The organism is Nocardia aegles (assembly GCF_052545135.1).
On sequence record NZ_JBQWRI010000015.1, the window covers coordinates 41,443 to 59,902 of the forward strand.

General features: G+C 64.4%; 15 protein-coding genes and 1 pseudogene. 8 read left to right on the forward strand and 8 right to left on the reverse strand.

What is annotated here, in order from left to right; genetic code table 11:
• Window positions 1–288: 288 nt before the first annotated feature.
• Window positions 289–750: a hypothetical protein gene (locus tag ACT89H_RS27695; RefSeq protein WP_445111611.1), complete on the reverse strand. Its 462-nt coding sequence runs from the start codon at window positions 748–750 to the stop codon at window positions 289–291.
• 578 nt (window positions 751–1,328) lie between these two features.
• Here ACT89H_RS27695 and ACT89H_RS27700 point away from each other — a divergent pair.
• From ACT89H_RS27700 to ACT89H_RS27715, 4 genes are all read left to right on the forward strand, one after another.
• A complete protein-coding gene (locus tag ACT89H_RS27700) occupies window positions 1,329–2,210 on the forward strand; it encodes a helix-turn-helix domain-containing protein (protein ID WP_445111612.1) in 882 nt (293 codons plus the stop codon).
• Complete coding sequence (locus ACT89H_RS27705; RefSeq protein WP_445111613.1) at window positions 2,207–2,608, forward strand: DUF397 domain-containing protein; 402 nt, start codon at window positions 2,207–2,209, stop codon at window positions 2,606–2,608. The genes ACT89H_RS27700 and ACT89H_RS27705 overlap by 4 nt, the downstream gene beginning before the upstream one ends.
• Window positions 2,609–2,816: 208 nt before the next feature.
• Window positions 2,817–3,365, forward strand: a complete 549-nt coding sequence (locus ACT89H_RS27710) for a hypothetical protein (protein ID WP_445111614.1) — start codon at window positions 2,817–2,819, stop codon at window positions 3,363–3,365.
• Window positions 3,366–3,381: 16 nt separating this feature from the next.
• The gene (locus tag ACT89H_RS27715) at window positions 3,382–4,254 is read left to right on the forward strand and encodes a PfkB family carbohydrate kinase (RefSeq protein ID WP_445111615.1); all 873 of its coding nucleotides are present in this window, start codon (window positions 3,382–3,384) and stop codon (window positions 4,252–4,254) included.
• Here ACT89H_RS27715 and ACT89H_RS27720 read toward each other — a convergent pair.
• Window positions 4,238–4,915 carry a nucleoside/nucleotide kinase family protein gene (locus ACT89H_RS27720; protein WP_445111616.1) on the reverse strand — a complete coding sequence of 226 codons (678 nt, stop codon included), beginning with the start codon at window positions 4,913–4,915 and terminating at the stop codon, window positions 4,238–4,240. The genes ACT89H_RS27715 and ACT89H_RS27720 overlap by 17 nt on opposite strands.
• Before the next feature lie 593 nt (window positions 4,916–5,508).
• Between ACT89H_RS27720 and ACT89H_RS27725 the strand changes: the two genes are divergently transcribed.
• A complete protein-coding gene (locus tag ACT89H_RS27725; protein WP_445111617.1) occupies window positions 5,509–5,829 on the forward strand; it encodes a WXG100 family type VII secretion target in 321 nt (106 codons plus the stop codon).
• Window positions 5,826–5,972, forward strand: coding sequence for a hypothetical protein (locus ACT89H_RS27730; RefSeq protein WP_445111618.1), 147 nt, complete (start codon window positions 5,826–5,828; stop codon window positions 5,970–5,972). Before ACT89H_RS27725 ends, ACT89H_RS27730 begins: the two co-directional genes overlap by 4 nt.
• 23 nt (window positions 5,973–5,995) lie before the next feature.
• Here ACT89H_RS27730 and gltX read toward each other — a convergent pair whose 3' ends face one another.
• The 6 genes from gltX to ACT89H_RS27760 form a co-directional block, all read right to left on the reverse strand.
• Window positions 5,996–7,399, reverse strand: coding sequence for a glutamate--tRNA ligase (gltX, locus tag ACT89H_RS27735; protein WP_445111619.1), 1,404 nt, complete (start codon window positions 7,397–7,399; stop codon window positions 5,996–5,998).
• 699 nt (window positions 7,400–8,098) lie between these two features.
• Complete coding sequence (locus tag ACT89H_RS27740) at window positions 8,099–9,169, reverse strand: DUF6301 family protein (protein ID WP_445111620.1); 1,071 nt, start codon at window positions 9,167–9,169, stop codon at window positions 8,099–8,101.
• A complete protein-coding gene (locus ACT89H_RS27745) occupies window positions 9,073–9,564 on the reverse strand; it encodes a DUF6301 family protein (protein WP_445111621.1) in 492 nt (163 codons plus the stop codon). The genes ACT89H_RS27740 and ACT89H_RS27745 overlap by 97 nt, the downstream gene beginning before the upstream one ends.
• 194 nt (window positions 9,565–9,758) lie before the next feature.
• Window positions 9,759–16,001: a toxin glutamine deamidase domain-containing protein gene (locus ACT89H_RS27750; protein ID WP_445111622.1), complete on the reverse strand. Its 6,243-nt coding sequence runs from the start codon at window positions 15,999–16,001 to the stop codon at window positions 9,759–9,761.
• Between the two features lies 1 nt (window position 16,002).
• A complete protein-coding gene (locus ACT89H_RS27755; RefSeq protein WP_445111623.1) occupies window positions 16,003–16,317 on the reverse strand; it encodes a WXG100 family type VII secretion target in 315 nt (104 codons plus the stop codon).
• On the reverse strand, window positions 16,314–16,832 hold the full coding sequence (locus tag ACT89H_RS27760; RefSeq protein WP_445111624.1) for a YbaB/EbfC family nucleoid-associated protein: 519 nt from the start codon (window positions 16,830–16,832) through the stop codon (window positions 16,314–16,316). Before ACT89H_RS27760 ends, ACT89H_RS27755 begins: the two co-directional genes overlap by 4 nt.
• 722 nt (window positions 16,833–17,554) lie before the next feature.
• On the opposite strand from ACT89H_RS27760, the gene ACT89H_RS27765 reads away from it, so the two are divergent.
• Together ACT89H_RS27765 and ACT89H_RS27770 are read left to right on the forward strand one after the other, a co-directional pair.
• Window positions 17,555–17,938: a hypothetical protein gene (locus ACT89H_RS27765; protein WP_445111625.1), complete on the forward strand. Its 384-nt coding sequence runs from the start codon at window positions 17,555–17,557 to the stop codon at window positions 17,936–17,938.
• A gap of 326 nt (window positions 17,939–18,264) precedes the next feature.
• Window positions 18,265–18,459, forward strand: a pseudogene (locus ACT89H_RS27770) (transposase); the annotation flags it as partial.
• Between the last annotated feature and the right edge of the window lies 1 nt (window position 18,460).

The following is an 18,460-nucleotide window of genomic DNA, read 5'->3' on the forward strand; positions in this document are numbered from 1 at the left end:
GGTGTCGGTGGCCACCAATACGAGTTCGGCGGTGTCGATCACCGTCGCGGGCCTGTCCGCGCCATCCTCGAACATCAGCGCCTCCGCCAGACGGCGGCCGCTACCGCGGCCGTACCGATCCGGCGGACCGGCACGTGAAGGCACAGTTCGGCGGCGACCACCGCCGCGCGGGCGATCTCACCAGAGGCCGCGAACTGCCCTACTCGGCGGCAGACCTCCCGGTGCCCGCCTACCTCCGCAATGACATCAGTCAGCGTCAAAACTGTTGAAAGCGAACGCATCTACTCGTCATCCCCCATTCCGCCGGAGCATCAGCGGCTCCGTGGCATTCAAGCCGACGCGGCTCGCGGCCGGATCGGCGACCCACACAAAGGCGTGCGCCTCAGCGCGTAGAAGCTCCACCAGACCGTTCGGCGACGCCGAACCCAGCCGGAGCACGTGCGACAGCGCCGGCACGGCTACGTCATGGCACTCGGAGCGCTTCAGTTCGATCATCAGCGAGGCGAACGCGGACCACATCCGGTCCGGCGGCTCACGGAACACGGTCCCGACATCGAAACCTTCGGCGCTGGCGAACTCGCGAATCTGGCGTTCCCATTCCTCGAGCTGGCTCGCGTGCTGCGCCAGATCAGCACGCAGGTACCCGTAGATCAGCGGCCTGACGTTCACGCCGCACCCCCGCCAAGTGACCACCGCCGCCCGAGTCGGCTCCGCACGGTCGGGGCATCGGGGGCCGATGGCCGGGGCCAATCACACTCCCCCGTGGTCACGAACCCGAACAGCTCGCGTTCGGTCAAGCCCAGTTCCAGCGCTCGCGGCCTCATCCATGCGAGTAGGGCCGTCGATTCCTCAGCGGCTCGAAGCGCGGCGGCGGCCTGCTCGGTGGTGAGCTGGCGACCCGGAAGGCACGAAAGCTCCCAGATATCCCCGCCGACATAGCGCGCCTGGTGAGTCGTTACGTCGCTGAGCATCAGCCGTTGGGGGATTACTTGGAGGGCCACCGGCACCACCCCCCTACGTGGCGGCTCGATGGCCTGACCAGCAAAAACCCACCCGATTCGATCCTCACAGCCATCGCATCCCCTGCCTGTTTGCGGAGCGCCGGGGTGACTCCGGCCACAACGCAAGTGTTCTACACTCGGACCGAGAAAACAATGCTCGAAATCAGTCTGTGTCAGAAAATGCCATTTGATCCCAGACGGGACGGATTCTGCTTCGACCTGCGTCAGCCTGGCGCGGAGTAGTCTTGTGAGCGGAAGGTGTGTCGTTGTTTAATTTGCGTGACACAACTTCGGCGTGATTGGAGGGCTTACGTGGCACTGGATACGGTGGGCACCGCGCTCATCCGGCGGCACATCGGCCGCCGCCTGACCAGACTGCGGGGCAAACGCTCCCAAGATCAGGTCTCCCACGCGCTCGGTATCAGCCGATCGACCATCGTGCGGATGGAAGACGGTCACGAAGCCGTGCGGTACACCGTGCCGAACATGAAAGCCCTGCTCGACCTCTACGAGGCGAGTGAGGAAGACCGGCGGCTCTTGCTCGCGCTCGCCGCAGAGACCCGCAACGGCCGTTCCAAATCGTGGTGGCACGACTACACCAACACCGAGCTACCCGAGTGGTTCGGCCTGTTCGTCATCATGGAGGACTCCGCCACCACGATCCGGATCTACGAATCCGAGCTGGTCCCCGGTCTGCTTCAGACCGAGGAATACGCCGAACTGCTGTACAGCGTCCCAGCCGGATTCAACCCGCCGGAACAGCTCAAGCAACGGGTTCAGGTCCGCATGGAGCGTCAGAGCGTACTCACCCGAGAGACGCCGCTTCGCCTCGAAACCGTGCTCAACGAAGCGGTGCTACGTCGGCCGGTCGGAGACATAGGACTCATGACCCGGCAGCTTGAGCACATACTTGAGATGGCCAGCAAGCCGAACATATCGGTCCGAATCCTGCCCTGGGACGCCGGTGTTCACGGCGGCATGACTGCGGGAACCTCGTTCCAGTTACTCAGCTTCCCGGACGATCCGAGCGGCGAACCCATCGAACCGCCACTTGCTTATGTGGATACGCTCACCGGCGCGATGTACTTGCAGAAGCACGGCGAGTTCACCGCATATGAGCAGGTCTGGCGCGACATCAACAAGAAAGCGCTCAGCGCCTCGGACTCCAAGACCCTCATTACCTCAGCATTGGAAGGATTTGCACGATGACCACCAACGACGCCGCCACCTGGCGGAAGGCTCGCCGCAGCAACGGAGGCGGGGGGAGCTGCGTGGAGGTCAAAGCCAACGGCACGACGATCCTGATCAGGGACAGCAAATATCTGCGCGACCCGAGCAACGACCCCGAGGCGCAGCCGATCATCCCCGTGACCGTCGCCCAGTGGCGCCAGTTTCTCGACGTTGTAACTGGCCGCTCCGAAGCCCCTTCGGAGCCCGCTATCACCGTCCACACTGATGGATCAGCCACGCTTCAATCCGCCGACGGCATCACCTTGGACTACACGCCGACCGAGTGGTTGTACTTCTCCGAGGCAGTGACCGAGGGTGAGTTCGATGACCTGGCCGACCAGTGGAAAGCAGCAGAGGACCAGTTCACTGGGGTCTAGGAGGCAAGCCAACGGAGTTGGCGCGGCAGCCCAGCGCCACCGCCCCGCCGATCGGCGCGGCGCGACCCTTCAACGAACACAACAGAGAGAAGCCGGACTAGCCGCCGGCCTCCCGAATTTCGACCCACTGACCGGGCCCGCGGATTCCGTGGCCCGGTCAGGCTGTATCAACAGCGCACCGCAACCGTTCCCGGAGAGCTGGAGGAGCGTGTTCAACGCCGCGCACCGCATCGACGTGCCGGTCGCGCTGGCCGAAAACGATGTCCGCGGGATGCGGTATGTGATGTCGATGGTCCAGCACCACGACGGCCTCGCCGTCGATATACAGTGTGATCGCGATGTCGTGGCGGCCTGCGACCGGCCCTACATCTCCTTCGGGCTCAGCTCCAACGACTGCACCCACATGTACCTCGAGACCACTCGAGATCCGCTGTTCACCATCAAGGACAACCCGCCCTCGGCCGGGGGATATCTCGAGTACCTGCAACTGGCCGACGGCAACTCCTACAACTCCGACGACAACCGCAACATCGGACTCATCGCCCGCGTGCGTCCCGCGCCGCAGCTACACCCGGACCGATACTGGTTCTTCTGCGCCGGACTCGGCCCCTACGGCACGACCGACGCCAGCTGGTATCTGGCCAAGCACTGGGCTGGTCTTCAGGACCACGCGGCACACCAGGAATTCGCGGCCGTGCTCAGCGTGCGCACCTACTCCGAGCAGACCGCCGCCCTCGAACACCTGCTGACCCGCTGACCCGAAAGGAGCCCCCGTGCCCGACGCGCTGTTCGTGGGTCTGTCCACCCTCGATATCGCCTACGCCGTCGACCGATACCCCGGCGAGGACACGAAAACCCAAGCCAGGGATCAGTTCCTCGGTGCCGGCGGACCAGCCGCGAACGCCGCAGTGGCCTGCGCGATCGTGTCGGGCAGGCCCACGACGCTGATCACCGCGCTCGGCCGCCACCCACTCACCGATCTCGTCCGCCACGATCTGACCAGCCAGCACGTCAACGTCGTCGACGCGACACCCGAGAGCAGCAGCAAACCGCCGGTATCCTCGATCGTGGTCGCGCTCGAGGCAGGCTCACGCACCATCGTCGGCCTCGACGCGGCGCGAATACAGGCGCCCTACACCGCCGACCTCGCCGACTACGTCGAGAATGCCTCGATCGTCTTGGTCGACGGTCACCATCCCCAGCTGGCCATGGGCATCGCGCGCAAAGCGAACGCCCTCGACGTGCCGGTCGTCCTCGACGCCGGCCGCTGGAAACCGATCCACGATCAGCTTCTGCCGCTGACCGATATCGCGATCTGCTCCGCGGCATTCTCCCCGCCCGGCTTCCACGGCGACCGCACGGCGCTGATCGACTACCTACGTTCGGCGGGGCCGAAACACGCTGCGGTCACGCAAGGCCCGTACCCGATCCTATTCGCCGCGGACGGCCAGCACGGCAGCATCGAGATCACCCCGATCACCGGGCCCGCCGACACACTCGGCGCCGGCGACATCCTGCACGGCGCCTTCTGCGCCTATTACAGCCAGAGCCGGGACCTCGTCGACGCGCTGACCCGCGCATCCGCGGTGTCGACGCTGTCGTGCCGTAGCTTCGGGACACGCAACTGGGCTAACGATCTGCCCTGATAATGATGTAGCGCCCGTCGATTTCGCGCAGCACAGTACTGGCGCTGTCCCGTGTGACCGCGATCAAGCGGGCGTTCGGCATGTCGCTGCCGGTGATCTTGGTCTTCGCCTGCTCGATCGTCTTCCCACCGAGCAGGTGCCGGTCGGTCAATCTCCGCTCGATGACGTTGTCCTCGGCATCGAGGTACCACACCTCATCGAGCTGGGCGCGGACCTCGATCCAGCCGGGCTGATCGAGCAACAGATAGTTGCCCTCCACGACCGCCAGGCGCTGCGCGGCGAAGGTAATAGCGTCGGGCACCGGGTCATGCAGGCCGCGATCGTAGATCGGCCACGGGACGCGCTGCCCCAGCGGCGCCCCGCGCAGCAGTTTCAGCCGCCCGACGAAACCCGCGACGTCGAAGGTATCGGGCTGGCCCTTGCGGTGCCGGGCACCGACCACGTCCAACTCGGCGGAGGTCATGTGGAACCCGTCCATCGGGGCGATCTCGGCAGCTATACCGTGCTCGGCCCGGACGGCTGCGGCCAGGTTCTGCGACAGCGTCGACTTGCCTGCCGCGGGAGGTCCCGCTATTCCGAGTACGTACCGCCGCCCGTTCGGAATGCGGGCAACTACGTCGGCCGCGAGCTCAGTCACGGAGACTTCGGAGCCTGACCTCATCCTGGATTCCTTTGCCACGAGAACCACGTCGGTGCGACCACGGTACCAACCAGCAGCAGGCCCGGCAGGTGAACTTCGCCGCCCTGCGCCGCTTCATGAGCTGCTGATCTCGCAACCGGTCACCGTCGACACCGACGGACGTCTGTGCGTCGTTCCGTGTCTCGCAGGTAGCGACTGGCAACGCCCTGCCCCTCGACGATCAAGATCCGCATACCGGACCGGGTACGCAATGGCACACCTGTCACCACAGTTGCCAGCTCGATGAACACATTCGCAATCCCACCTCTCGGCCTGTGATCGCACGCTGTGCAGAAGCGCTTGTGCAGTGCCTCGTCGCCGGTGTCGATACCGGCCGGAACATGGGCTGCACGTCGGTGGTTCGACCGCCGATGGTGCCGCCGGTTGCGTCGCAGATAGCGGGACCGCCGCCGTGACGAATCCGGTCACGGCTGGCGCGAACCCCAGGTGGTCGCGCCCGCCGGACATGGGCGGTTACAGCCGGGGCCGTGGTGGTGCCGGAAGATCTTCACACACCCGATACGCGTCCTATAGTGCAAGGGCGATCTGGGCTTGATGAGGGAGGGGAGACGGGGATGTCCGAGGAACTCCACGTCGAGGTCGCGCGGCTACGGGAGGCCGCTCGGTTTGCCGCGGACAAGGCCCAAGCCATCCGAGAAGAGTTGAAGACGATCGACGACACGATCGGTCGGGAGCTCCTCGCCGATGGGTGGCAAGGCGTAGCGGCCAGTGCCTATGACGAGTCGTGGGTGGAGTGGAAACGCGGCGCCGGCACCGTGATCGACGCGTTGGAACAGTCCGCGGCGAGCCTAGCTGAAGCCGCTACCCGATACGAGATGCGAGATGCGGCAAACCGGGACGCGATCACGGGGCTGAGGGGATTGGATCTGCCGTGACCGACAGTGATCGCTACCGTGTCGATCTCGAGCAGCTCGATGACGCGGTGGCCAAGATGGCGACGTTCGGTCACAGGGTCGAGGACTGGCTGGTCGAGGTGGACCGCCACACCACCGAGCACAGGCTGATCGACCTCCGCTGAACTACAACCGGGATCCGAGGCGGTCACCCAAGCTTCGCGATGGCCGCCTCGATGCGCGCCAGGGTCCGATCCCGGCCCAGCACTTCGAGCGACTCGAACAACGGCAGACCGACGGTGCGGCCGGTCACCGCGACCCGCACCGGTGCCTGCGCCTTACCCAGCTTCAAGCCCAGCTCACCGGCAGCGGCCTCGATCGCCGCGCGGATCGCCTCAGCCGTCCACTCCGCGCCGGCCAACCGCGTGGCGGCCGCACCAAGCATCTCCGCAGCGCCGGGCTTCATCGCCTTCGACCACGCCGCCTCATCGACCACCGGCTCATCCAGGAACAGGAAGTCGACATTGCCGGTGATCTCGCCGAGCACCGCGATCCGGGACTGCGCCAACGGCGCCACCGCGGCGAAGACCTTCGCGTCGAACGCCTCCTCCCGCCACGGTGCGCGCGGAGCACGAAGCCACGGCCCGCACGCATCGATGAATGCCGAAATATCCAGGGCGCGAATGTATTCGCCGTTGAACGCCCGCAGCTTCGCCACATCGAAAAAGGCGGACGCCTTCGTGACATCGGCGATGTCGAACTGGGCTTCCAGCTCGGTGTAGGGGCGGATCTCCCGGCCGCCCTCACGCGGTCCCCATCCCAGCAGCATCAGGTAGTTGACCATGGCGTCGGGCAGGTAACCCTCGGCGATGTAATCCTCCAGGGCGACCTTGTCGCGGCGCTTGGACAGCTTCTGACGCTTCTCGTTGACGATCACCGGAAGATGCGCCCACACCGGCGGCGTGTGCCCCAGCGCCTCCCATAGCAGCTGCTGCTTCGGGGTGTTCGACAGATGCTCCTCACCCCGAATCACCTCGGTGATCCGCTCATCGACGTCATCGACCACATTGGCCAGCAGGAACAGCGGAGTGCCATCACCGCGAGCGATGACGAAATCCTCGATCGCGCGGTTCGGGAACGCGGTCACACCACGAATCCGGTCCGCGACAACGGTCTCCCCGTCGTCCGGAGTACGGAACCGTAGCGCCCGGCCGAGCGCGTACTCCAGACCGCGCTCGCGGCAATGCCCGTCATACCCCGCATCGGGCTTGCCGGTGCGCTCGGTGACCTGCTCGCGGGAGCAGTCGCAGTGGTAGGCGCGTCCGGCGGTACGCAGCTGCGCCGCCGCATCACGGTGCGACTCGGCGTTCGCCGACTGGAAGTACGGGCCCTCGAACGCCGAATCGGCCTCCGAGATCCCGATCGTCGCCAGCGCGGAGATGATGCCCTGAACCCACTCGGGCTTGTTGCGGGCCTGATCGGTGTCCTCGATACGCAGCATGAACTGCCCGCCAGCTTGGCGAGCGACCGCCCAGTTGAACAGCGCCGACCGGGCGCCGCCGACATGGAACATCCCCGTCGGGGACGGTGCGAAACGAACACGAATAGTCACTCGGCAACCGTACCCGGCCATCTCGCCAGGATCACCCAGGTACTCGCAGGTTGAGACCCGATCGCGGGATTGCCGAGCATCCGGCAATCACCAGTGGGGGCCCGAGCCCGAATCGTGATGCGTACGCGCGGTGCGGGTGGTTTAGTCGGTCCGCAGCGCGCTGTCGGTGTTGCCGCCGGTCCGTTCTGCGAGCCGCTCGCCGAACCTGGCTGTGTGCATCCAGGCACCAGGCTCTCCACGGCGTCTGCCGTCAGCATATTGGGAAAGCACGCGTCCACTGCCAGACGACTAGCCTGTCGATCGCGGGCGGCCGCCGATGTGTGCCCAGACTTGCGTCTGTACCAGGTGCCGATACCGGGAGACCAGTCGGCCGACTCCTTCCTGCTGTGCGCTCATCGGCACGGATGAGCCGTCTCGACGCTCCATTCGAATGGGCGAATGGGCACTGTTCGCGGGGCGGGGGCGTGTAGTCGGCGCAATCCCCGTCCGATCCGATCGCCGCCGCGTCCGTCGGCTCTGCGGTCCACCGAGGGGGACTGTAGAGGGCCGGGGACCTCCCTGCCGCAACCAACCACGCGCCCTCGTCGGTCCTATGCTCGATGACTCGGTGAACCGTTATTTTATTTCATGCCAGACACTGAACGCCTCTACTGGACTTCGAAGTTCGATAGGTCTTGACAGGAATTGAGGAGCCGTGGGTCAGGTAGTGCGCCGTTGCTGCAGGTTGTTCGCCTCGTCGTAGTGGGTCAGCCATGCGTTCGTGACCACGCACAGTCGCACCATAAGGTCCAGGTCGGTCAACAGCAGTGTTGTTTCCTTGCCGGTCCAGCGGATCTCGGGGATCGAGTCGACGATCTCCGCGGTCGGTTCTCCGATCGTGGCGGTCAGCGCGGCCGCGGCTTCTCCGAACGCCTCGTGTACCGCAGCTCGACCGGCGGTATCGTCGGGAGCCAGTGTGGTCAAGGCTATTTCGATACGTTCGGCGTGACCGGCGCTGCCGATCACGTCACAACTGCCCGGGCCGAGGCCGTTGTCGAAGCGAACCCAGTCACTCGACTGGATGATCGGATCCCGCCAGTTGAATTCCGCCAGCAGGTGCATCAGGTTTTCCATCCGCCACGACCAGACCAACGACTGCAGCTGCAGGGCGAGTTCGACGACGTCCGAGCTCCTCATGACTCGCCAACCGGCGGTGAGCTCCTCCGAGCTCGGAGCAACGCTCGCTGTGGTGTGTGCCTGCCTCGTCGATAGACCGAGAAGCGGCAGATCGATCTCGCCGCCGCGCTCGCTCCATGCCTGGTACACCAGCGTGGTCGGATCCGTGATTCGAAAACCGTCACGGAGACCAGTGACTATCCTCTCCGCCAACTGCCGATAGCTGTCCGAAGAGGCCGGCCAGCGCAACTCGTACCACCAGTTGTCACAGTGGTCGGCGTCTGGTCGCTGCCAGCCAACACCCTCGATAATCTGGCTGCCAGAGTCTCCGACCTGCACGTCGGGGGCAAGCCAGCTGTCGCCGGGCAGCTCTGCCCAGATCATGGTGTCGAGTTGCCGGAACTGGACGAAGCGGCGGCGCTCCTTCGGTTGGTCTGCCTCACCGATGATGACGACCGTCCCAGCAGACAACGTGGCCAGGTGCTGTGTCAGGCCGTCGGCGAACTCCGCCCAGCTGTTCATATCTGTCCTTGTTCTTGCAGCTCGACGGTCTTGTCGTGCATGGCAAGCCACGAGTTGGTCACCAAGTACAGGCAGACCGTCGTTCCGAGGCATACCAGTTGGAGCGTCGTCTTCTCCCTAGCCCACCGGACTTCGGGTTCTTCGCCTGGGAGTTGCTTCGACGGTGCGCCCAGTTCATCAGTAAGTGCCGACACCATCCGCGCGAAGGCGTCGCGCAGCGATGCGTGGCCAGCTGGGTCACTAGTTGTCCTGGCAGTCACTGCCACCTCGATCACTTCGGCGTGGTCGGCGCGGCCTTGCACCCCGCCGCTCGCCATCCCGAAGCCGACGTCGAGGATGGCTGATCGCTCCCGCAGACTCTGGACCTGCCAGCCGAATTCGGCGGCCAGCTGAGGGATATCAGCCATCCGCCAGGACCAATCCAGGGACAGGAGCCGGGTCGCCAACTCGACGATCTCCGTATCGGTGAGCGCTCGCCATTCAGTCACAGGACGACCTTACATTGTGTGCGAATTTATCCCTGCCACCGTGTCTCGAACAGGTCAATTTTCCTCCTGGTAGCCATCAACAGAAGTCTCAATACTCCCCTTATTCGCCCCAGTTTTGTTTACTTACTATGCTAAATTTTATAGCGGGGGCCGTAGGCGGTCCTCCATATTGGTAATATTTACTTACCTTCACCTCACCGCTCCCGCTGCAGGCCGCGTTCGCGCGCCAGCTCGTGGTGGTGACGACGCACCCGCAGCTCATCCGCCGTCGGAACGGTTCGAACTGCCTCGTGAGCAGGAGCAGCCTGGCTTATTCGGGCTAAGTGAATCAGGGCGGCGTGGTCGATAGAGAGCCCACGTTGGATAGCTTGTGAGGCACGCGCCAAATGCGCGGCGCGCGAGTCATAGGGGACATGGATAGGTTCCCGGCCGGGCAACTCATAGACAAATGCGTTCGTGTCGCGGTCGAAGCGACTCGGGGTGTGCTCGAGGCACAGCAAATACGCTTTGGCGTCGAATGACGATTCCCGTCCCTCCGCAATCCTCAACGCAGGGTTCTGCTCGACAAGCAGGTTGTGCTGCTGGACAACCTCTCTGGTGACAGCGTCTCTTACTTGTCCGATCGCATCTGTCCGGTCGATTTCCAGCGCTTGCAGCACTTCCTGCGCATGCTCGGGCGCCGCCTTCATCAGGTTGAGAACGTTGGCATTGTTCTCACGCTCAATGCGCTGAACCTGTTCCACATGCTCGATCAGGTGATGAGCCTCCAGCAGTCTCGCCATGTCCAAGCCAGGAACTTGTTCCTGACTCCACACCAGCTGTTTGGCCTGCTCGAGCGCCTGTTCTACAGCGCGTGCAGAGGCTGCTGATTGGGCGTCCCTGGCGTCCAATACGTGCTGCTTCAGCGCGGCAATGACCTCCCGATGCGCACTGTCCAAGCCTGCCGCTATCCCGCGATCTCTGCCGTTCACGTCGACTCGCAGCAGTTCTGCGGCAACCTGCTTCAAGTGTGGGTCGAGATTCAGGCTATTCAATGCCTCAGTACCACGGAGTACCTCGAGGGCCTGCGCCTGTTCCAATTGTTGGCGCGCCTTGAGTATCTCCCTGCTGACTTGCCCCACATCCTGCCCAAGTGTTTCTCGGAATTTTTCGATCGCTTCGATCGCTTGAGCCCGAAGCTGTGATAGTTCGGCAGGGTCGACCGCCTCCAGCGCGCGTTCGACGGCGTTTTGCACAACGTCACGATCGCGGGGGTCCAGCGACTCCAGCAGCCTCGCCCTTTGCGCCTCTATCGCCTGTGCAATGTGCTGTTCCCGTTCTTGTGCAGTGACGAGCTCGTAGGCACGGGACTTGTCAATGCCACCGAGCAGTTCAGGCGAGAAGGGCTGCCCGTCGCGTTCGATATTGAATTGCGCGACGTTGATGGTGCCGTCGCGGGATACGTGAACAAGGTTGTATTCGACCTGAAGCGTTCCGTCGGCGTGGGCGCGGAGCAGCTGCTCGCGAGCTTTCAAGAACTGTTGCCCTTCCGGGCTGTTCGGATCCAGGCCACGCTCACGCATCTGCTCGGGTGTTTCCGACAGCAGTCGCTGGAGGTTTTTTTCGATGGCCGCGGTGCGCTCGGCGTACTCGCGAGAGCCCTGCTGGGCGCGTCCTTTTTCGGTATCGGCAGCACCCAGCTGTGAAGTGCCGCCCTTGCACTCATCAACGATCAGCGTGGGCGGATGACTGATGAAACCGGTGACGTCGAAGGTGTCGCGTCCATCTATCGCGTTCTCGAACGGGGTCAGCAGTACCGCCTCGGGGCGTTCGGTGACATGTGCGATGCCCCCCAACCCCCCCATTTCTTTCGAGGTGAGCACCTTCTCCGTGCCGAGGCGGTTGTAGTCCCTGGCGTTGTCCCGCATCTCGTGCAACCGCTCGAGCTTGGCCAGCTTCTCTTGGTCGCTGAGGACGGGATCATTGACGATGCGGCCTTCGTGGTCTTTGACGAATCCTGCGAGCTTGTTCTCGCTCAGCTGGTCGATCTTGTCGACACCGAACTCCCTCATGTGGGCTTTGACCACTTCGGCGACAGCAGCGCGGTCGCGGTCTTGCCGGGTAGCCTCGCCAGCCAGCTCGTCGAGCCTCGACCTTATCTCTGGGTTCGCTACTTCATGCGCTTGGGCTGGACCCTTGTCTGCCAGGAACGCGATGTCTTCTCTGACCGCGGGATCACTGACCCAGCCACTGCCGTCCCTCAGCTGAAAGGCTCTATCGCGGTAGGTGCCTTCTCGATCGCCGAGGCGGTGCCACCTGCCGTCAGGATCTCGATAAGAGTCCGCGCGGTCGCCCGGCCGGTGAAGCAAGCCGTCATCGCCGCGGTACATGCCCGGCGGGGTCGGATTGTCACGTGAGGAGTTGGATCCCTCTGAGGAAGAGTGCGGGTCCCGTTCATTGGGCCGCTCGTGCGGATCCCTATCTGGTCCGCCCGGTTCAGTGTGGCCTGGCGGCGCGATATCCGGCACCTGCGCCGATCTCGGGGTGGGTACCTCGTTGGGCGCTGCGCCGAATGGGTTTAGTACTCGAACGTCCCGTGCTCCGGCCAGGTCCCGTCCACCCGGTTGCGCATCTCTGCCCAGGCCACTGCGTTCGCCGAGGTGGTGTCGGTCGGTTGGTAGGACAGGGTGTGCTTGTCGATCAGCAATTGGTGCGAGATGGTCGGTTCTGGGGGTTGCGCCATCGACTGGGCTTCGAGCTGGTACTCGATCGTCTGTTGATCTTCCTGTATGCGCTGGATGCTCACGCGCCACTGGGGCGGGTAGACCTGGCTGCCCTGGATCGGTTGTCCGTTCCGGATCGCTTCGTCGTACATCTGCCCGATCACGTGCGGGGGAAGGCTCGAATGCGCTGTCACTATCCCGGTCTGGGCGTTGATCACGTAGTTCCCCAGCCCGAGTCCCATCCCCTTGGCGGTCTCCTCTGGCGTCAGCGTCCTCCGACAGACCCACCCGTACTCGGTCCTCAGTATCTGGAACTGTTGATCGGTCGGGAAGATGCGTGCCAGATACTGTTCCACTTGCTCCCGCGTCTGAAGCTGTTCTGGCACTGTCGATTCCTCCATCGGGGCCGTTTGTCATGAACCAGAGCGACGATGAGTTCGCGGACATGTAGGCCGGTGGTGTATCTGATAGCAGTCGCTGCTGCGGATCCCACCATACGGGTCCACTGGCGTCGTAGGGGTAGACGATGACGGTGGCGTGCGAGCCGTCGACCACCGGCGAGCCGTCGGGGTGGTAGCGCAATTCACCTGTGTTGACGTCGCGGGCGTGCCATTCGTTGACGATCAGTGCCGACGATCCCGGGCCCAGATGTGCAATCCATTGGTGGAGTGCGTCGAACTGTTCCTGGATGGTCTTGCCCTGATGATCGAAGTTTTGCCACTCACCCCCGAGCCATTCGGTAGCGCGTTCCAGTCCCCCCTCTTCACCTCCGGTGCGATCGAGTGTTCCGTCTGCCAGCACATCGGCCCACCTCGGGACCCCGACCTGCGGGTCGCCGTGGAAGGAGGAGATCGCGGCCAGCGCTTGTTCGACGCAGTTGTTGCTGCGCCCCGGATTTTCCGGCCCGCCGTCGTTGATCAGCTGCCCGTAGGGGTTGGTGCGGGGATCGGCTCCAACCAGGAAGCGGTTGCCGTCGCGCAGCGCATCCTCGACCGCGGCCTGGAAGGCTGGATTCTCGAGGTGATTCAGTCGACCGTTGCCGACAACCCGCGTTTGGGGCAGGTCCTGGAACCGGGACGGGGTGTTGGCGCGGGCGAGGTCGTCGCTGATGTGGCGCAGATCGACCGCGTCGAGGCCTGGGGTGTGCCCGGCATCGGTGGGTAGGCCGAGTTGGTGGCGGATGTGGTCAGCGAGGACGTCGGGGGGGTCGTTCGGGTGCCAGGTGTTCGGACCGGTCGGCGCATGGTCGACATTGATGTGCAGGTGTGCGGCGGCCGGGTCCTCGGTGTGCACGATATCCACCAGCAGGCGGTCGCCGCTGAGAAGTCGCTCACCGCTGTTGAACGCTCGGTCGGCGCCGAGCTGGGCGCTTTCCAGGACCTGCTGTAGTTCCTGCGGGGATATGTGGTCACCATGTGAGAGATGCACCTGGATGCTGATCAGCGCGACCGGGTCATCCAGGTTATCGGTGAACCGATGCACGTCGTAGGCGGCATCTTCGTTCGAGCGTCCGCGCGGCGTGACCGAAGTCAGGCGGCTGTCGTCATCGGCCTGCTGTCGGTAGTGCTCCCGCTCAGGGCGAGCTTCGCTGACATGCGGTGCCTCGCGAGGGGCAGGGTGTTGAGCCGGAGCGCCGGGATCACGCGGCGGCTGATGAGAATCATGCGGCCGAGCGACGGAGGAGTCCTCCCGAGGGGGCCTGCGCTCTGGAATCGTCGTGGTCGGCCGATCAGACTCCGGCCGCAGCTCCGAAGCCTGTGGCCGGAGCTCGGACTCGTGAAGAGACCGAGCGGGAGTGGACCCGGCATCATGTGCAACGCTTCTCGGCGTTGAGGCTGGCGCCGGCACGGCAGCTTGCGGCGCCCGAGCCTCGGGTCTCGCCGCCGTGGGGATGTCAGCACGCGGGGCTGCCGGTGGAACCGCAGTTGAGGCGGGCGGTCCAGCTTGTGGAGGATCCGCGGGCACAGCGTGACTGGGTGCGCTCGGTCGGTTGACCTCCTGTGCAGGTGCACTCAGGTCGAGAGTGGATGACGGGCTCACAGAAGAGGTTGTCGGTATCGAGGGACCATCAGCCACAGCAGCCGACGTCACAGGGTCGACCGCGGTCGTGTTCGGGTGGCTTGGCGACGTCGGTGCGCCGGAGACGACGTCAGAAACATCGCTGATCGACCTGGGAACAACCGCCTCGTGAGGCGTTGACGCTGGGGCGTTCACGCCCAACGGCGGCGCGTCCGGTTCGACGGTCGGCGTATCGAGGGTGCGAGGCGCCTCGGGGCTGGGCGGATGCAAAATGGTTTCGATGTCCAGTGAGCCGTGTCCGGACAGCAGCGTGGAACCGTCCGGTAGGCGTTCCATCCTCGTACCGCTGCTGTGACTGTCGGTCAGGGACGCCGAGGGCTGTTCCTGTGGCGGCGGCGTGGTTTCGTGATGGCCCGACGGCATCGCGTCCGTATGCGCGGGCGGTTGCGTCGGGATGGGCGAGGCGTCGCTGTGGGTTGTCGGCCGACTGGTCATGTCCGCGGTGGTCGCCGATGGACTGTCGTGCTGGTGATCCGGACGAACTGCTTCAGTGCCCGTCGAGGCCGGCGCCGTAGTGACGTCATGCTGGGCGGGAGATCGCGGTGCCTCGAGTGGGGAGTGCTCGACGGCCGTTGGTGAAGGACTTGGTTTGGTCTCGGTCGTAGCTGCTGGCGCTCGCTCTGCCTCGATGGTCGGAGACGGCTTGGTGCCAATGTCTTGGGGACTGCTGAGGTCGAGGTGCTGCGCGGCGTCATGGTCGATGCTCGGAGCAGCCGAGTCGGGGTTGTGGTGGGCCCCCGCGCCGACGGCGAAAATGGCACCGTTGGCGACGGACGAGGTCACCATCGGTGCACCGAACTCGAAGTTGCCGCCCAGGGGCACCGTCGCTGCGGTGCCTGCTGCGTAAGCGGCTGTGCCGACGGCTCCGTCGACCCCAGTTTGGATGGCGGCTTTGCCGAGTCTGGAGCTTGCCGCGTCGACTGCGTTGCTTCCGAGGCCGCTGGCGCCGAGCCCGCCTCCGATCGCGCCGGCGACGGTTCCGGTCAAGGTGCCGAGACCGACTTGATTCCAGTCCTTGGCGCTCAATCCGTCACGGTGACCGTCGGCGATCTGCACAATGCGGGCGCCCAGGTCCACACCACCGCTTTGCAGGATGCCCCAGCCCACACCCTTCAACGCGGCACGGGCGGCCGCTTTGGCCGCAGCCCGCGTCAGCATGCGTTGGATAAGCTGTCTGATCGCCATCCGGATCGTGATCTGAGTCGCGACCCGGGCGGCTACCTCGGCGGCTGCCGCGGCGGGGGCACCGATCCCTGTCGCAGCGACCCCTAGAGCCCATAGCGCCTGCGCGGCGAAGATAACGAGTGCCCCGATGATGACCATCTTGGTGTGCTCGATGTCATTGGCGCCGTCGTTCAGGCTGTCGGCCAGGGATTGGCATCGCTTGATCAACGCGGGCAGTGACCCGTCTGGACCGGCGATTTGCCGCCGATAGTCGGCGAGCGCGTCATGTGTCTTCCCGCTATCAAGCGCGGCGAGGACGTCTCGTAGCGCACCGTCGGCGTCAGCCTCGATCTCGCTGTCCAGCACGGTGGCCAAGGCGTCCCATGCGTGAGCGACACGCCGCATGGCGGTTTCGTCCCCCTCGGGCCAGTCACCGGCGCCGACAACCCATTTGGCAACCCACTGCAGTTCGCCCGGTAGCTCTATGCCCATGTCACGGCTTGATCTGGTTCACGCTGTCAGCAGTCGATTGATCTTGAGCCTGCACCTTGTCGGCGATGAGGACGACGCTGTCACCGAGATTCGTCAGTACCTTCGCCAGGCCGTCTGTCCCTTTCAACCCGTCGTCCGCACCGGGCACATAATCCTTGGCGAAGGACTGTCCGATCTTGTCCGAACCCCAGCACGTACCTTCAGCCTCGATAACTCGCCGCAAGTCAGCGGCTGCCGCTTTGACGCGATCGGACGCGCTGACGAACCGAGATTGAGTAGCGCGTAGTGCTTCTGGATTGACGCCGAAGTCGCTCATGGGCGCTCCTTCAGATACGAGGCATTGCGGAAGTACTCGTCCTCGTCTTCGTCATCGACGTGAGGCCGCGTCGGCTTCGTGGACGTCGGGCTGGGCGGCCGCGGAACGACTGACTTGAACAAGTCTTTGACGCTGGGAGCGCCAGGAATAAGGTCAGGGAGATCGGGCATACCGTCCACCAGCTCCTCGATAGGTCCGAGTGCTTGCTGAGCCCGCTCGGCGACCAGTCGAGCAGCCAACTGCGCAGCTTCGGTCACCGACCGGCCAAGTTTCTCGGGCGTGGAACGCTTGAACGCTTCCGGCACGACATGCACCTCGATCGGGATTCCGGCGATATTGCTCACCACCCGGACCAATCGGTCGGAGGACCACGCCTCAGCTGTCGCTGACGACAGACGGGACTGCGCAGCCACGAATCCCTGGCGTTGCCGCTGCAACTGCTCGAGCATCAAGTCGACCTGCTCCCCTAGCCCACTGCTATGTGCGCCGAGAGGATCCCGCTCGATGCCACCCATTCCTGCTCCTCATGTCCGAGACCGAGTCCGTCAATCTATACCGACGCAGCAGGCCGCCGCTCGGTTCCATTGGATCGCAGTTCGTTTGACGGCGCTCCGGGCAGACGCCGTCACACGCGGAGCGGCTTTAGCGGATACGCAGGCCCAGCCGGACAGCTACCACCTGGCGCGTCTGCCTTCTTACAGGCGTTGCAGAGCGCCTTCGATCCACAGAGTGAACTGGGTCGAAAGCCCTCTGCCAAAGCGGGACTCACGCTGACTTGATCTCGCTGCGCCACTTAAGGTAGCGCCCGCCATCGGCAAGGTCATGCCACTGCAGCACGTACAAGGCCGCGACACCACATCGACTGGGCAGGTGAGCAGACCGGCGCTGCCCTCACCGCCGGCCGGACGACGAAGTAGTCGCTCATACGCCTTTCCCATGAGTTCGCCTCGGGAGGCATCTTCTGGTTGGCTACTGGTGCGTGGCTGCAGGTCCCCGCGGATTCAGAACTATCGCCCGCGCCAGCGAGGGAGGCGGTCTGTCCAGTCGGGAATGATCTTGGCGCGTTGATCTTCCATGCGTTGCGTGGCGGGCTCGGACGGCCGTTTTCGATCTCATCGTTCACGTGCAATCTGCTGCCATGGACGGGCGCATGCGACGGTGTCATCTATTGCAGCGTCGGACTCGTATTCTCGTGGACGTGACGATGCGGCTGGCACGGTCGGTACGTGGGATTTCTGTGCGTTCGCAGAAGACGCCGGGGAACTGCGCGCCTGATTGGGGTTACGCCGAAGTGGATTTCGAGCCGGTCACCGAGGGTGAGTTGTCCTGGGTCGAGTTCGTGCTGGGGTTGGGCGCGGACGAGGAATTCGTGACAGCCCTGGCCGAGGGCGCATTGATCGAGCTGGCTGGTGCGGGTGCCCATGATCCCGATCGCCGCCGAGGGGATCCGGTGCTGGCGCAGATGGTGGTTCGTGTTGTCCAGCAACATGAGGTCGACTCGTGTGCATCGGTCTACCGCGGCCTGGGGGTCATGGCGGTGCGTGAGATGCTCGGATGTGTCGCCGAGAAGCGTCTTCCGAGGCCGGTCGTCACGAGGATCAGCATCGGGTATCGGCCGTGAGTCGATTCGGGGCGGCTTGATCGGCAGCCTCGGGGATGCTCTGGAGATCGATCGGGGATGCAGCCTTGGAGGACCCGGCCGTCGAGGTTTAGTGCACGGCGTGGCCGATTCGGCGAGCGCACTCAGCGGCATTATCGGGATACATGCTGCGAGTGCTGACCTCAGGGCAGCGTCCGAAACCCCGAACGCACCCGCGACGGCCTGGCCGGCGCCCGGGGCCGTGCCAGCGGCCAGAAACCCAAGCTCGGCCCGCGGCAGTTACAGCTGGCGCGGCAGATGTACGACTAGGGCGTGTCTCCCATTGATTTGATGGGTTCTGCGGCACCATGTTCCGGGTGGTAGATGGGGACCGTTTGTGGGTGTTGACCGACAGGCAGTGGGAGTTGCTCGAGTTGCTGCTGCCGAGTTCGATCCGGAATCGAGGGCCGAACTTCCAGAACAATCGCCTTGTGGTGGAGGGCATGTTGTATCGGCTTCGGACCGGAGTGCCGTGGCGAGACCTGCCCAGGGAGTTCGGGCCGT